Genomic DNA, 13,432 nt, shown 5'->3' on the forward strand with positions numbered 1-13,432 from the left:
ACCCCGTTTAGGAATTATTATGGTATCCACTCATATTGGCTTTCCGACTGAAACCGTAATTGTGTTTGTGGTATTAGCAATCGGAGCTATTTTTATCGATTTATTTATGCACCGTGCTGATAAACCGATCACATTAAAAAATGCAATTTTCTGGTCCATATTCTGGGTTGCCATTGCTATGGCATTTGCTGGATTCCTATATATCCATCATGGCTCGGAAGTTGCCAGCCTATTCGTAACAGGTTATGCGTTGGAAAAAGTCCTCTCGGTCGACAACTTGTTTGTCATGATGGCGATTTTCTCTTGGTTTGCCGTACCGGATCGCTTTCGCCACCGGGTTCTATACTGGGGGATTATCGGTGCCATTATTTTCCGTGGGATCTTCGTCGCCATCGGTACAGGACTTCTCAGCTTAGGACCATACGTTGAAATCATCTTTGCCCTTGTGGTTGCTTGGACAGCGGTAATGATGTTACGTAGCGGCGATGACAGTGATGAAATTGAGGATTATTCTCAGCACTTAGCCTATCGTTTAGTCAAACGTTTCTTCCCAATTTGGCCTAAAATAACGGGGCACGCATTCTTATTAACACAAAAAGAAGTTGATGCAGAGCTAGCCAAACCTGAAAACAAAGATGTGACAATCGGCCGCGGTAAAAAAGCAGCACTTTACGCAACCCCACTTATGTTATGTGTGGCTGTCGTTGAGTTATCTGATGTGATGTTTGCTTTTGACTCTGTACCCGCTATTATCGCGGTAAGCCGTGAGCCACTGATTGTTTACAGCGCAATGATGTTTGCAATATTAGGTTTGCGTACGCTTTATTTCGTTCTGGAAGCATTGAAGCAATATCTTGTCTACTTAGAAAAAGCCGTCATCGTTCTTCTGTTCTTTATTGCCGTTAAACTTGGCTTGAATGCAACAGATCATATTTGGCATCATGGCTTTAGTATCTCTGCTAGCACAAGCTTGTTTGTGGTACTTGGGGTACTTGCATTAGGCATTATCGCAAGCGTACTTTTTCCAGAAAAAGATAAATCTGAGGATGAAAAGCATAGCTAACATTCTTTCACAACATATTTTTGCATAAATTTTCAAGGAGTTATAACAATGAGCGTTTCTCTATCTAAAGGCGGCAATGTTTCGTTAAGCAAAGCAGCACCAACGATGAAAAACGTCCTAGTTGGACTTGGCTGGGATGCTCGTTCAACAGACGGTCAGGACTTTGACTTAGATGCTTCTGCGTTTTTATTAGCCGCTAACGGAAAAGTACGTGGTGATGCAGACTTTATTTTCTATAACAACCTAGCATCTGCCGACGGCTCAGTAACTCATACCGGTGATAACCGTACTGGTGAAGGCGATGGTGACGATGAAGCGCTGAAAATCAAATTAGACCTGATCCCAGCGGACATCGATAAAATCATCTTCGTTGTCACTATTCATGATGCACAAGCTCGTCGCCAAAGTTTCGGCCAAGTTTCTGGTGCATTTATCCGTTTAGTCAATGATGACAACCAAATTGAAGTCGCTCGTTATGACCTGACTGAAGACGCGTCAACGGAAACGGCAATGCTATTCGGTGAATTATACCGTCATAGCAATGAGTGGAAATTCCGTGCCGTCGGTCAAGGCTATGCAGGTGGCCTAGCCTCTGTATGCGCTCAATACGGCATCAATGCATCTTGATATCAGTAAAATCAGTGATAAGTATTGGTAGCGAAAAAACGCTACCAATTTTCAACAGCAAAGGAGCTTTATATGGCAGTTTCCCTCGTTAAAGGTGGTAATGTATCCCTGACTAAAGAAGCACCGACAATGAATGTTGCTATGGTCGGTCTGGGATGGGATGCTCGTGTTACTGACGGCGCAGATTTTGATTTAGATGCTTCTGTATTTATGGTTGGAGAAGACGGTAAAGTTCTCTCTGATGCAAATTTTATCTTCTTCAACAACAAAGTAAGCCCATGTGGTTCTGTTGAACACCAAGGCGATAACCGTACTGGGGAAGGCGACGGTGATGACGAACAAGTCAAAATCGACCTGACTAAAGTTCCTGCTGAAGTGAAAAAACTGGTTTTCTCTGTCACGATTTATGATGCAGAAACACGTAAACAAAACTTTGGCATGGTAAGCAACAGCTTTATGCGTGTTTACAACAACGATACCAATGCTGAAATTGCACGTTTTGACCTATCTGAAGACGCGTCAACTGAAACAGCAATGATTTTTGGTGAGCTATATCGCCATGGTAACGAGTGGAAATTCAAAGCGGTAGGCCAAGGCTTCGCGGGTGGCTTGAGTGCATTGGCAGCTCAACACGGTGTCAATATCTAATTCACCTTAACTAAGATGAGCACTGCCCTCATCTATAAAGATTACTGGCAGTCATCAAGCTCTCATCTCTCTCTTGATGACTTTATTTTCCCAAGAGACTGATAATAAAATCAGTCTCTACTAACCACCTGTTTATGTTTATATCGGTAGTGCTTTTTATGGAAATGGCGCCAGTGTGCGTCTTGCGCAGCTTGCAATAATTCAAAATCCCCACGAGTATCACCCCAAGCGCGTAGGTGATATTGACCCAAGTCACCGTATACCTGCTCTAAACGTTTTACTTTCTGTTCACGGCGGCAGTTTTGGCCAACCAAATTCCCCGTTAATTTACCATTCACCACTTCAAGTTCAGTACTGATCAACTTGATGCCTAACCTTTTTGCAAACGGCTTAAGGACCAGAGATGGTGAGGCGGAACAAATCGTCACTTCAGCACCACTTTCAACTTCAGCGGCAACACCTAACACCCCTTCAGGGCGCATCAATTTCGTCCAATAAATCTTACAAAATTGTTCGGCTTTCTCTTTTAGCCACTTCTCGTCAACCCCCGTGAGAAAGGTCTTAATCAGCACTTCTTTTAATTCGTCACGCGTGAGCTTGCGCCTAGCACATTGCAAAGTAGGCAAAACCAATCTAATAATTTTGCGGGAAAAACGATATTTCCCGAACGCAAATTTTAAAAATGGGATAAAGCTGTCACGATATGTTAATGTGCCATCGAAATCAAAAACAGAAAGTACATTAACGGCATGGGCGGTATTGTTGGGCACGAATGAAAACTCCAAAAACGCTGCGTTGCCTCCAACCTGCCTCTATTAGGCAGATCAGAGGTATTCTATAATAAATAACTAGGCGCCTTGCCATTAGCTAATTTGCTTAACCTCAACACGTAACTCTTTAGGTACTTCAAACACAATATTTTCTTCGCGGCCTTGAAGCTCTACAACCTCATCAGCGCCAAACTCTTTCAGTTTATCGATCACTTGGCGAACTAAAATATCAGGCGCTGAGGCTCCCGCAGTCAAACCGATAATTTTTTTATCGACTAGCCACTCTGTTTTAATGTCTTCAGCACCATCGATGAGATAAGCTGGTTTTTTCATTCGGGAAGCCAATTCCGCCAAACGATTCGAGTTTGACGAATTTTTAGACCCCACAACCAACACAATATCTGCACGCTCAGCAAGTTCACGCGCTGCTTCTTGACGATTGGTCGTCGCATAGCAGATATCATCTTTACGCGGGCCAACAATGCTTGGGAAACGTTGAGTTAATGCATCAATAACGTCAGAGGTATCATCAACCGAGAGCGTTGTTTGGGTCATAAAGCACAAATTATTTTCGTCTTTTACTTGCAGCTTCCAGACATCTTCTGGGCTTTCAACAAGGTACATTCCACCTTCTGGGTTACTGTACTGCCCCATGGTACCTTCTACTTCTGGATGGCCTGCGTGACCAATCAAAATAGCTTCTTTGCCTTTTCGGCTAGCACGCGCCACTTCCATATGCACTTTGGTCACCAATGGACAAGTCGCATCAAATAACATCGTCAGATCACGTGAGCGCGCTTCTTGACGAATAGCTTGAGAGACGCCATGAGCAGAAAAAATCAGGATCGAGCCATCGGGTACTTCAGAGATCTCTTCAATAAAAATAGCACCGCGCTGACGCAGATCATCTACCACATAACGGTTGTGAACAACCTCATGGCGTACATAAATAGGTGCACCATAAAGCTCAAGTGCTCTTTCTACAATGCTGATCGCACGGTCTACCCCTGCACAAAAGCCACGAGGGTTAGCCATTAATATTTGCATTTTGACTCTCCAATTGCGGGTCAATCTCAAGTACTTCAATATCAAAAGTGATTTGTTGCTCTGCTAACGGATGATTAAAATCAATCGTCACAGATTCACCTTCTATTGATTTTACTACTCCAGGCATCTCACTGCCATTCATTGCAGTAAAAAGCATGATTGTGCCAATCTCAGGTATCCCTGTTTCCGTAAAATCACGCAGAGAAAAGTATTGAATTAAATCAGGATTATGTTTACCAAAGACCGTATCACCCGGTAATGAAAAACTTTTCTTTTCACCCACATTCAGCCCAACTAATTGCGCTTCTAATTCAGGTGAAAGTGAACCATCCCCTAAACTAAACAACGCAGGTTTACCCTGACTATGGGAAGAATCGGCTGTCGAACCATCTTCTAGTTTCAACGTAAAATGCAACAATACCGCGCTTTGTGGTTGTACCTGAGTAGACATAAATCGAACCTATTTCTATTATAAAAATCAGCCCGGCAGAACCGGGCTGAGGGTTATTATATCAGTTAATTTGCTTTCTTTTTGTCCTTGTCAGGCAAGAAGCCTTCTAAGATCACTAAAGCGGCACCAATACAAATCGTAACATCTGCAAGGTTAAATGTTGGGTAATGCCAATTGCCTATATAAAAATCAATATAATCAATGACAAAACCATGTATTAAACGATCACTCAGATTGCCAATTGCTCCACTGATAATCAACGCATAAGCGATATTGCTTAGTCGTTTTTGCGCGCTTTGGCGATACATCATTACCATTAAAATGACAGATATCGTCACCGCGATGCCAGCAAAGAACCAACGTTGCCAGCCTCCCTCATCAGCAAGAAAACTAAATGCGGCACCAAAATTTTGTGCATACATCAAGTTGAGGTAAGGCATGATTGGATGTGGCTCATACAGGTTCATCTCTTTCAAGACTAACTGTTTAATGCCTAAATCCAATGCAATCAGCACAACGGTTAACCACAACCAACGTAACCCAGTAGAACAAATAGGTCTCTTCATTATGCAAACTTACGTATTTCACCGTTTCCGGCTACGTTAGTGACACAGCGACCACACAATTCAGGGTGATCAGCAACGGAACCTACATCATTAGCATAGTGCCAGCAGCGAGGACATTTCTCACCAGCAGCCTTGCTAAAGCCAATTTTCAAGCCACTTAGCTCTGATTGTTGTGCATTCGCCGGTGCTTCAGCAATATCAGCAACTCGTACTTGAGAGGTCAACAACACAAAACGGAGCTCATCCGCTAAGCTATTGAGCTTCTCTGCAAGCGCTTTATCCGCATACAAGGTGACAGAGGCCTCTAATGAGCCACCGATATGTTTATCTGCACGTGCTTGCTCAAGAACTTTGTTAACTTCACCACGAACAGCAAGTAACTCAGCCCAGAAATCATCATTCATGCTTTCTGTTTCTGCCAAACCAAATAATGCGTCATACCACTCTTCGGTTAATACAAACTTAGCATGCTCACCTGGCAGCTCGTTCCAAATTTCATCCGCGGTGAACGACAGTATTGGTGCAATCCAACGAACCAAGGCTTCCGCAATATGGAATAACGCTGTTTGGCAGCTACGACGAGCAAGGCTATCACTCTTCGCGGTATACTGGCGATCTTTAATGATATCCAGATAGAATGAGCCCATTTCGATAGAGCAGAAATGCATAAGGCGCTGAATGACTGACAAGAAGTCATATTCATCATAGGCTTTAGTGATCTCTTTTTGAGCCTCAAGTGCACGCCCTACTGCCCATCTATCTAACACCACCATCTCTTCAGGTTTAACCATATCAGTTTCAGGGTTAAAGCCGTTCAGGTTAGCCAGTAAGAAACGTGCAGTGTTACGAATACGGCGATAAGAGTCTGCCGCACGTTTTAAGATCTCATCCGATACCGCAATTTCACCAGTGTAATCGGTAGATGCCACCCATAGACGTAAAATATCAGCACCCAGTTTGTTCATCACATCCTGTGGGCTAATTGTGTTACCTAAAGATTTAGACATCTTGCGGCCTTGACCATCGACAGTAAAGCCATGAGTCAGTACTTGACGATAAGGTGCTTTGCCTTTCATTGCCGTTGAGAGCATCAATGAAGACATAAACCAACCACGATGTTGGTCTGAACCTTCAAGGTACATATCTGCTGAATTACCGTGATACTCAGGACGTGCATCCACAACGGCAAAATGTGTCGACCCTGAATCAAACCATACATCCAGTGTGTCTGGCACTTTACGGTAGATTTCAGCTTCATCACCTAATAGCTCAGCAGCATCCAGATCCCACCATGCTTGAATACCATCAACTTCAACACGTTTAGCGACTTCTTCCATCAACTCCAACGTGCGAGGATGTAACTCTTCGGTCTCTTTATGCACAAACAGTGACATTGGTGTTCCCCACGTACGTTGACGCGAGATACACCAGTCAGGGCGGTTTTCAACCATTGATTCGATACGTGCACGACCCCAACCTGGGATCCACTGAACGATATCAATCTCTTTTAGTGATTGCTCACGCAAGCCATTCTTATCCATGCCAATAAACCATTGTGGTGTAGCACGGAAAATGACTGGGGTTTTATGACGCCAACAGCATGGATAGCTATGTGAAATAGCTTGCTTATACAGCAATGCGCCTTTTTCTTTCAGTAACTCAACGATGACATCGTTAGCTTTGAAGATGAACACACCATCCAAGGTTGGATAGGTATTCGCAAGGAAGCAACCATCTGGACCTACTGGGTTTGCAGTTTCTAGGCCATATTTTTGACCGACTACATAGTCTTCTGGACCATGACCTGGAGCGGTATGCACTGCCCCTGTACCGGCATCAAGAGTAACGTGATCCCCTAAAATAGCAGGCACATCAAAGCCCATAAATGGATGCTCGAAGCGCAATAATTCAAGGGCACTGCCTTCACATTCGCTCAGCACTTTCCATGACTCAATGCCCACTGTTTTCATGACATCTTCAACGAGATCAGCCGCAAGGATAACGACTTCGCCATTGGCTTCAACCAACTGGTATTTAAACTCAGGGTTCAGTGAGATAGCACGGTTAGCTGGTAACGTCCAAGGCGTTGTGGTCCAAATGACTAGCGCTGGCGTTTTATCACCCACTACGCCAAATTTTTCGTACACCGCGTTGCTATCTACGGCAGGGAAACGAACGTAGATAGATGGTGACGTTTTGTCATAGTATTCAACTTCTGCTTCAGCAAGTGAAGACCCACAAGCAGTACACCAGTGAACTGGTTTTGCCCCTTTCACTAGGTGACCATTAGCGATAGTTTTCGCCAATGCTCTGATAATGTTTGCTTCTGTTTTGAAGTCCATCGTCAGATACGGCTTATCCCACTCACCCAAAACACCAAGGCGAATAAAGTCAGCTTTTTGGCCTTCAATTTGCTCTTTAGCATATTGGCGGCATTGTGCACGGAATTCAGCGGCGGAAACTTTCTCCCCTGGCTTGCCTACTATTTGCTCAACTTTATGTTCAATAGGTAAACCATGGCAATCCCAACCAGGGATGTATGGGGAGTCAAAGCCCGCCAACCCTTTGGATTTAATAATAATGTCTTTGAGAATTTTGTTGACTGAGTGACCAATATGAATACTGCCGTTAGCATACGGAGGACCATCGTGCAGAATAAATGTTTTTTTGCCCGATTTTGCTTTACGGATAGCATGATACAAACCTTCTTTGTACCAGCGCTCTAACATCTGTGGTTCGCGTTTGGCGAGATCGCCACGCATTGGAAACCCTGTTTCTGGTAGATTCAGGGTATTTTTATAGTCACTCATCGATTCTCAGTTCCATTTTCCGCTAAATTATCTGACATTTATTGCCGCTAAGTAATCCCTAGCCGCAATCACATCTTTAGCGATTTGCTCCTTAAGCGCGTCTAATGAAGCAAACCGCTGTTCGTCGCGTAATTTCTTACGCAACACGACATCAATATGACGTCCGTATAAATCCATATTGGCATCAATCAGATGGACTTCTAATTGCTGCCCTTTACCAGATACTGTTGGCCTAGTACCTATATTTGCTACACCAGGCAAGGGCTTATCCCCTAAACCGTAAACTTCTACAGCATACACACCCGTCACAGGTGTGACTAATCGTTTTAATGGCAGGTTTGCCGTTGGAAAACCGATGGTACGCCCAAGTTGGTTTCCATGCACAACACGCCCACTGATACGATATGGGTGGCCTAATAACGTTTCTGCTAATGCCAGATCGTTATCTTGTATTGCTTTGCGAATCGCAGTGCTACTGATACGCAACCCCGAATCACAAAAACTTTCTGTATCCGCGACTTGAAACCCATACTGGCTACCTGCTTGCTGTAGGAAAGCAAAATCGCCCATACGATTCTTACCAAAACGAAAATCATCGCCTATGGCGAGGTATTTTACGCCCAATTTTTTTACCAGTAGTTCAGCGACAAACTCATCTGGCGTTAAAGAGGCAAAATGTTGGTTAAACTCAACACACAGTAGGTAATCAATCCCACTGTCTGCCAAGTATTTCACTTTGTCTCGCAGACGCGTCAAACGAGCAGGCGCTTTGTCACCAATAAAAAACTCAAGGGGTTGTGGTTCAAAAATCATCACGACAGAGGGTAACCCCAACTGCTCACCCTTTTGCTTCAAATTTTGAAGTAAAACCTGATGCCCACGATGGACACCATCAAAATTACCAATAGTCAGCACGCAACCATGATGGCACGCCCGGATATTTTGTATACCGCGAATTAGCTCCATAACAGGCTCAATACCGAGGAAATTGCTGGATTATACCTTGTACGACGCTTAAGGTTAACCCAAGTTCGTAAAAGGTTTCATTCAATCGCCATTTTTTGATCAATACACAAGCTACAGCCCAGTTTTAGCCTGAATAAAACCCCGACTAAGCGGTTTTAACGAAAAAAATTTAGCTGTTGCTGAATATAAAGATCAAAATATAGGGATAACCAATGGATTATCAATACAACAAAATTGCGCTGAGGTCTCGAAAAATCGTAAATTTTTCTGATTTTCGTCCAGACTTATGCAAGCCATTGTTCTCAATGACCAATAAACAAACAATTATTGCGTGATAATTATACTAACTGCTATTATCTTCAACTCAAAAATTTTTTCAGTAAAAAAATTTTTTATTATGTGCCATCAAATACGCTTTTTTTTCGCGTGAAGATCTGTATTCCTCTAGCATTTGCTGGTAGAATCTTGCACCATTCACAAACGCACTTACGTCGATGTACACGACGTTTATTTGCACAAATCCATTGACAAATGAAGGGCGAAAGGGCATATTCCTCGACCTTTGAATTGTCCTCAATAGAATACATTTGGGAGTTGGACCTTGGCTAATATCAAATCAGCTAAGAAACGCGCTATACAATCTGAGAAACGTCGTCAGCACAACGCTAGCCGTCGTTCTATGGTGCGTACTTTTATCAAGAAAGTTTACCTTGCTATCGCTGCTGGCGATAAAGAAGCGGCTCAGAAAGCATTCAATGACATGCAACCTATTGTTGATCGTCACGCCACTAAAGGCCTGATCCACAAAAACAAAGCAGCGCGTCATAAAGCTAACTTAGCAGCTCAAATCAAAGCTATGTAATTTTGCTTCTTGATTAGCTAAAAAAACCGGCTTCTGCCGGTTTTTTTGTCTGTTAAACTTTTTTCTCAAGCTTATCAAATGGCGCTGAGAACAGATTGGAAAAATCTTTGTTACAGACACGCTGAACCGCAGGATGTTGGATCATGCGTTCCGCAAAAATGACAAAATACTCTTCTTTAACGCTATCTAGCCGACCGAGTTCGATAACATCCTCCCCTCCCAAAATATCCGCGGCATATAATGAGGGAGCAACAAAGATTGCATTGTGATGCATACCAAAGGCTTTCATTAAAGCAGCATCATCAAATTCACCAAGTACTTCAACTTGCAAATTCTTATTACGGATCCAAGTCAATAAGTGGCGTCCTAACATTGAACGGCGACCTGGGATCAGCAAACGACGCTCTTCTAAACATTCAGGGAATGGCTTTTTAGGTGCAGGGTCGCGGCAAAAGAAACTCACACTGCACTCGCCTAACTTCACAGAAAATAGGCCTTCTTGCTGTGATGAATCGACTGGGCAATCAGATAAAATCATATCAAGTTTGTGTTGGCTCAGTTGCTCAAGCAACATTTCATGAGTCGATTCAAAGCAGCGAAGATGGATCTGCTCATGTTCAACGACTGCCGTTTCTAAAACTCGACTTACTAACTGTTTCGATAAGGCATCAGCAACACCGACATCAAACAACAAATTTGATTCTCGGCTATAATTGACAATATCAAGCATTTCTTGGCTTAACATAAACATTTTGTCAGCGTAGCGAAAAATGAGTTGCCCAAGCTCTGAGGGAACTAAACCGCGCCCTTGGCGCTTAAATAATTTACCGCCTAGCCGCTCTTCTAATGCTTTTATTTGCCCGGTAATGGTTTGAGGGGTTAAATACAACGCTTCAGCCGCCCCAACGACAGACCCTTCTTTACAGACATGCCAAAAATAATAAAGGTGGTTAAAATTAAGGTGTGAAACCCGCATATCGATTCCTTCTGTACCGCCAATAATAATCAATACTGACCATACTATTTTTCACTGCTCCTTTTGCAGGAGTTATATAGATATACCCACAACACAAAAAAGGTGTGTTGCGGGTATATCATAGTCCATTAACTCGGAATTTCTTACTATTTATTTCTGAATTTATTGGAATTCAGACAATAACTATTTTTGTTGAGGTTTCGGTAACACTACCTTTAACAAAAAGTAACCTAAAAAGGCAGCTAATGTTGATCCAAGTAAAATTCCTAGTCTTGAATAGGTACTATAGCTATCATCCAACCCATCAAATGCCAGTCCGGTAATAAAGATAGACATAGTAAAACCGATTCCACATAAAACAGATACTGCGAATACTTGCCTCAAATTAATGGACTCAGGTAATTTTGCAAACCCAAGTTTTACCGAAACCCAACTAAAGAGAAAAATCCCTAAAGGCTTACCAAAAAGTAAACCTGCCGCAACCCCTAAAGGTAATGTACTCATCAATCCATCAAACGTGACGCCGTTTAATTGAACACCTGAGTTGGCAAAAGCAAATATCGGTAAAATCATATAAGCAACCCAAGGGTGTAGCACATGCTCAAGCTCTTCTGACGGTTTTGTATTATTTGTGCCATGCAGTGGTATCAAGAAACCGACAATGACCCCCGCGAGAGTTGCATGCACGCCTGATTTAAGAATACAAACCCAAAGGATCAGCCCGATAACTAAATAAGCTGCGGTATTTTCAACTCGCCGCCAATTCATGATAACCAGTAATGCCACACATAAAGCCGCTAAACCAAGCGCGACTAAAGATAACGAACTGGTATAGAAGAATGCGATAATCACAATGACACCAAGGTCATCAATAATCGCTAGTGCCAATAAAAAGACTTTTAACTCTGTTGGCACTCGCTTACCTAAAAGCGCCATAACCCCTAGGGCGAAGGCGATGTCTGTTGCTGCGGGTATTGCCCAACCTTGGCGTGTAATATCATCAGCGCCATTAAACAGCAAATAAATGAGTGCAGGTGCTAACATCCCACCTAGCGCTGCAACAGCAGGAAAAATAGCTTTATCTTTCCCTGCAAGCGACCCCTCAAGCAGTTCTCGTTTAACCTCAAGACCGACGACAAGAAAGAAAATCGCCATCAAAAAATCATTAATCCATAGAATTAATGGCTTATCGAGCTCTAGTGATGAGATCTTAACGGAGATAGGTATATCTAAAAACTGCTGGTATAGTCCCTGAGCTGGCGAATTCGCCATAATTAATGCGACTATGGCAGCAATAATTAGGAGTAGCCCTCCCGCTGCTTCTAACCTTAAAAATTTACGGATGATTGCTGTCATATATTTAACCCCAAAATAAACAGAGTGTTAATATTATGCTAATCATTAGTTCGTAAAAAGTCGTTTATTTATCAGTAATGATTCGACATTCTCGAGCAATATGAGAAATTACTCACTCTTTTTGTTTAATTACTGTTAAATTTAAATATAGACAAATTTATTTGAATCCATATTTTTCTTTTTTACGCAGTCGCAGTACACATCCCGTTTCTTAAGATAATATGCTTAACAGATCAACCACTAGCCACTTTTTTAGAGTAAACGCTCTTTTTCGTGCCGGCTCACAAAATAAAGCTTCACCATCCAGTGAGTGACAATCAACCTCGTAAGCCCTTCACAAAAAAGCCTCATTACGTAATACTGAATGACAACCTATTTCACCTATTCGTATTATGACAACCTATGTTTTGCTCGCTGTATTATTTGCAGCATTTTGTCACGCCAGTTGGAACGCCATCGTAAAATTCGGTAATGACCGTTTTTTCGGTTTAGTCATGATCTCATTATTTTCTGCGGTGTTAGCAATACCGGCACTGTTTGTGTTGGGGTTGCCTTCCGTTCATGCCATACCTTGGTTAGCCTTATCACTCCTTTTTCATCTTGGCTATGCCTATTTTTTAAGCCAAGCCTATACACATGGTGATTTAGGGCAGATATATCCCATTTCTCGAGGTTCTGCACCGCTTATTACTGCCTTACTCAGTTTGCTAATCTTCCATGAAATGATCTCTTTAATTGGGCTACTTGGGATCCTATTCATTATGAGTGGGGTGATTATTATTGCGTTTGCCGGAAGAAAGCTGACGCTCAATATCACAGGAAAAGCACTCTGTTACGCACTGTGCACTGCTTTTTTTACCGCCTGCTATACCTTATCCGATGGGCAAGGTTCTCGGGCTAGCGAAGATCCTATCGTGTATACGTTATGGCTATTTTTGCTTAACGGCATAGTACTTACTCTCTCGGGCGCTTTGAAATATCAAAAAACCCTGTTTCAAGGTATCAAACAGTATTGGCGCTCTGGTTTAATTGGTGGATTAATGCAGTTAGTGAGTTATGGCATTGCTATCTGGGCAATGAGCCAAGCCCCCATCGTTTTGGTTGCTGCGGTCAGAGAAACCAGCGTACTTTTCGCGATGTTTTTATCTATCGTTTTCTTAAAAGAGAGGTTCAACTTCATGCGCGTTACTGCTTGTGTGATTATTTTAGCTGGTGTGTTACTCGCGAAGCTGAGCCATTAATACAAAGAAAGAAAGGCACTAATCTCAAAAAAAAGCCCGCAACTAAGCG

General features: G+C 42.6%; 13 protein-coding genes. 5 read left to right on the forward strand and 8 right to left on the reverse strand.

The window, feature by feature from the left end; translation table 11 throughout:
- Positions 1–19: 19 nt before the first annotated feature.
- From PR699_RS09310 to PR699_RS09320, 3 genes are all read left to right on the forward strand, one after another.
- Positions 20–1,063, forward strand: a complete 1,044-nt coding sequence (locus PR699_RS09310; RefSeq protein WP_004926804.1) for a TerC/Alx family metal homeostasis membrane protein — start codon at positions 20–22, stop codon at positions 1,061–1,063.
- A 48-nt stretch (positions 1,064–1,111) separates the two neighbouring features.
- On the forward strand, positions 1,112–1,690 hold the full coding sequence (gene terD, locus PR699_RS09315; protein ID WP_004926803.1) for a tellurium resistance membrane protein TerD: 579 nt from the start codon (positions 1,112–1,114) through the stop codon (positions 1,688–1,690).
- A 72-nt stretch (positions 1,691–1,762) separates the two neighbouring features.
- On the forward strand, positions 1,763–2,338 hold the full coding sequence (locus PR699_RS09320) for a TerD family protein (RefSeq protein WP_004926799.1): 576 nt from the start codon (positions 1,763–1,765) through the stop codon (positions 2,336–2,338).
- Between the two features lie 110 nt (positions 2,339–2,448).
- Here the strand turns inward: PR699_RS09320 and PR699_RS09325 are convergent, their stop codons facing one another.
- The 6 genes from PR699_RS09325 to ribF form a co-directional block, all read right to left on the reverse strand.
- A complete protein-coding gene (locus PR699_RS09325; protein WP_004926796.1) occupies positions 2,449–3,108 on the reverse strand; it encodes an HAD family hydrolase in 660 nt (219 codons plus the stop codon).
- A 93-nt stretch (positions 3,109–3,201) separates the two neighbouring features.
- Complete coding sequence (ispH, locus tag PR699_RS09330; RefSeq protein ID WP_004926791.1) at positions 3,202–4,155, reverse strand: 4-hydroxy-3-methylbut-2-enyl diphosphate reductase; 954 nt, start codon at positions 4,153–4,155, stop codon at positions 3,202–3,204.
- Positions 4,136–4,606, reverse strand: coding sequence for an FKBP-type peptidyl-prolyl cis-trans isomerase (fkpB, locus tag PR699_RS09335; RefSeq protein WP_004926787.1), 471 nt, complete (start codon positions 4,604–4,606; stop codon positions 4,136–4,138). The genes ispH and fkpB overlap by 20 nt, the downstream gene beginning before the upstream one ends.
- Before the next feature lie 65 nt (positions 4,607–4,671).
- Positions 4,672–5,172: a signal peptidase II gene (gene lspA, locus PR699_RS09340; RefSeq protein WP_014656811.1), complete on the reverse strand. Its 501-nt coding sequence runs from the start codon at positions 5,170–5,172 to the stop codon at positions 4,672–4,674.
- Complete coding sequence (gene ileS / locus PR699_RS09345; protein WP_272572887.1) at positions 5,172–7,982, reverse strand: isoleucine--tRNA ligase; 2,811 nt, start codon at positions 7,980–7,982, stop codon at positions 5,172–5,174. The genes lspA and ileS overlap by 1 nt, the downstream gene beginning before the upstream one ends.
- 27 nt (positions 7,983–8,009) lie before the next feature.
- Entirely contained in the window at positions 8,010–8,948 is a 939-nt protein-coding gene (ribF, locus tag PR699_RS09350) for a bifunctional riboflavin kinase/FAD synthetase (protein WP_004926774.1), read from the reverse strand.
- 601 nt (positions 8,949–9,549) lie between these two features.
- Between ribF and rpsT the strand changes: the two genes are divergently transcribed.
- Positions 9,550–9,810, forward strand: a complete 261-nt coding sequence (rpsT, locus tag PR699_RS09355; protein ID WP_014656814.1) for a 30S ribosomal protein S20 — start codon at positions 9,550–9,552, stop codon at positions 9,808–9,810.
- Positions 9,811–9,862: 52 nt separating this feature from the next.
- Here rpsT and nhaR read toward each other — a convergent pair whose 3' ends face one another.
- Positions 9,863–10,786: a transcriptional activator NhaR gene (gene nhaR / locus PR699_RS09360; protein ID WP_014656815.1), complete on the reverse strand. Its 924-nt coding sequence runs from the start codon at positions 10,784–10,786 to the stop codon at positions 9,863–9,865.
- Between the two features lie 183 nt (positions 10,787–10,969).
- The gene (gene nhaA / locus PR699_RS09365) at positions 10,970–12,142 is read right to left on the reverse strand and encodes a Na+/H+ antiporter NhaA (protein WP_004926760.1); all 1,173 of its coding nucleotides are present in this window, start codon (positions 12,140–12,142) and stop codon (positions 10,970–10,972) included.
- Positions 12,143–12,534: 392 nt separating this feature from the next.
- Here nhaA and PR699_RS09370 point away from each other — a divergent pair, with 392 nt between their 5' ends.
- Complete coding sequence (locus tag PR699_RS09370; RefSeq protein ID WP_004926757.1) at positions 12,535–13,383, forward strand: EamA family transporter; 849 nt, start codon at positions 12,535–12,537, stop codon at positions 13,381–13,383.
- Positions 13,384–13,432 lie beyond the last annotated feature (49 nt).

The sequence above is a fragment of the Providencia sp. PROV268 genome (genome assembly GCF_028477805.1).
Lineage (GTDB): Bacteria > Pseudomonadota > Gammaproteobacteria > Enterobacterales > Enterobacteriaceae > Providencia > Providencia stuartii.

Excerpts from the sequence above, each read along its gene's own strand:
- ileS (WP_272572887.1), bottom strand. The coding sequence starts at position 7,982 with ATGAGTGACTATAAAAATACCCTGAATCTACCAGAAACAGGGTTTCCA.
- terD (WP_004926803.1), top strand. The coding sequence starts at position 1,112 with ATGAGCGTTTCTCTATCTAAAGGCGGCAATGTTTCGTTAAGCAAAGCA.
- PR699_RS09320 (WP_004926799.1), top strand. The coding sequence starts at position 1,763 with ATGGCAGTTTCCCTCGTTAAAGGTGGTAATGTATCCCTGACTAAAGAA.
- PR699_RS09310 (WP_004926804.1), top strand. The coding sequence starts at position 20 with ATGGTATCCACTCATATTGGCTTTCCGACTGAAACCGTAATTGTGTTT.
- fkpB (WP_004926787.1), bottom strand. The coding sequence starts at position 4,606 with ATGTCTACTCAGGTACAACCACAAAGCGCGGTATTGTTGCATTTTACG.
- PR699_RS09370 (WP_004926757.1), top strand. The coding sequence starts at position 12,535 with ATGACAACCTATGTTTTGCTCGCTGTATTATTTGCAGCATTTTGTCAC.
- nhaR (WP_014656815.1), bottom strand. The coding sequence starts at position 10,786 with ATGCGGGTTTCACACCTTAATTTTAACCACCTTTATTATTTTTGGCAT.
- nhaA (WP_004926760.1), bottom strand. The coding sequence starts at position 12,142 with ATGACAGCAATCATCCGTAAATTTTTAAGGTTAGAAGCAGCGGGAGGG.
- lspA (WP_014656811.1), bottom strand. The coding sequence starts at position 5,172 with ATGAAGAGACCTATTTGTTCTACTGGGTTACGTTGGTTGTGGTTAACC.
- ribF (WP_004926774.1), bottom strand. The coding sequence starts at position 8,948 with ATGGAGCTAATTCGCGGTATACAAAATATCCGGGCGTGCCATCATGGT.
- ispH (WP_004926791.1), bottom strand. The coding sequence starts at position 4,155 with ATGCAAATATTAATGGCTAACCCTCGTGGCTTTTGTGCAGGGGTAGAC.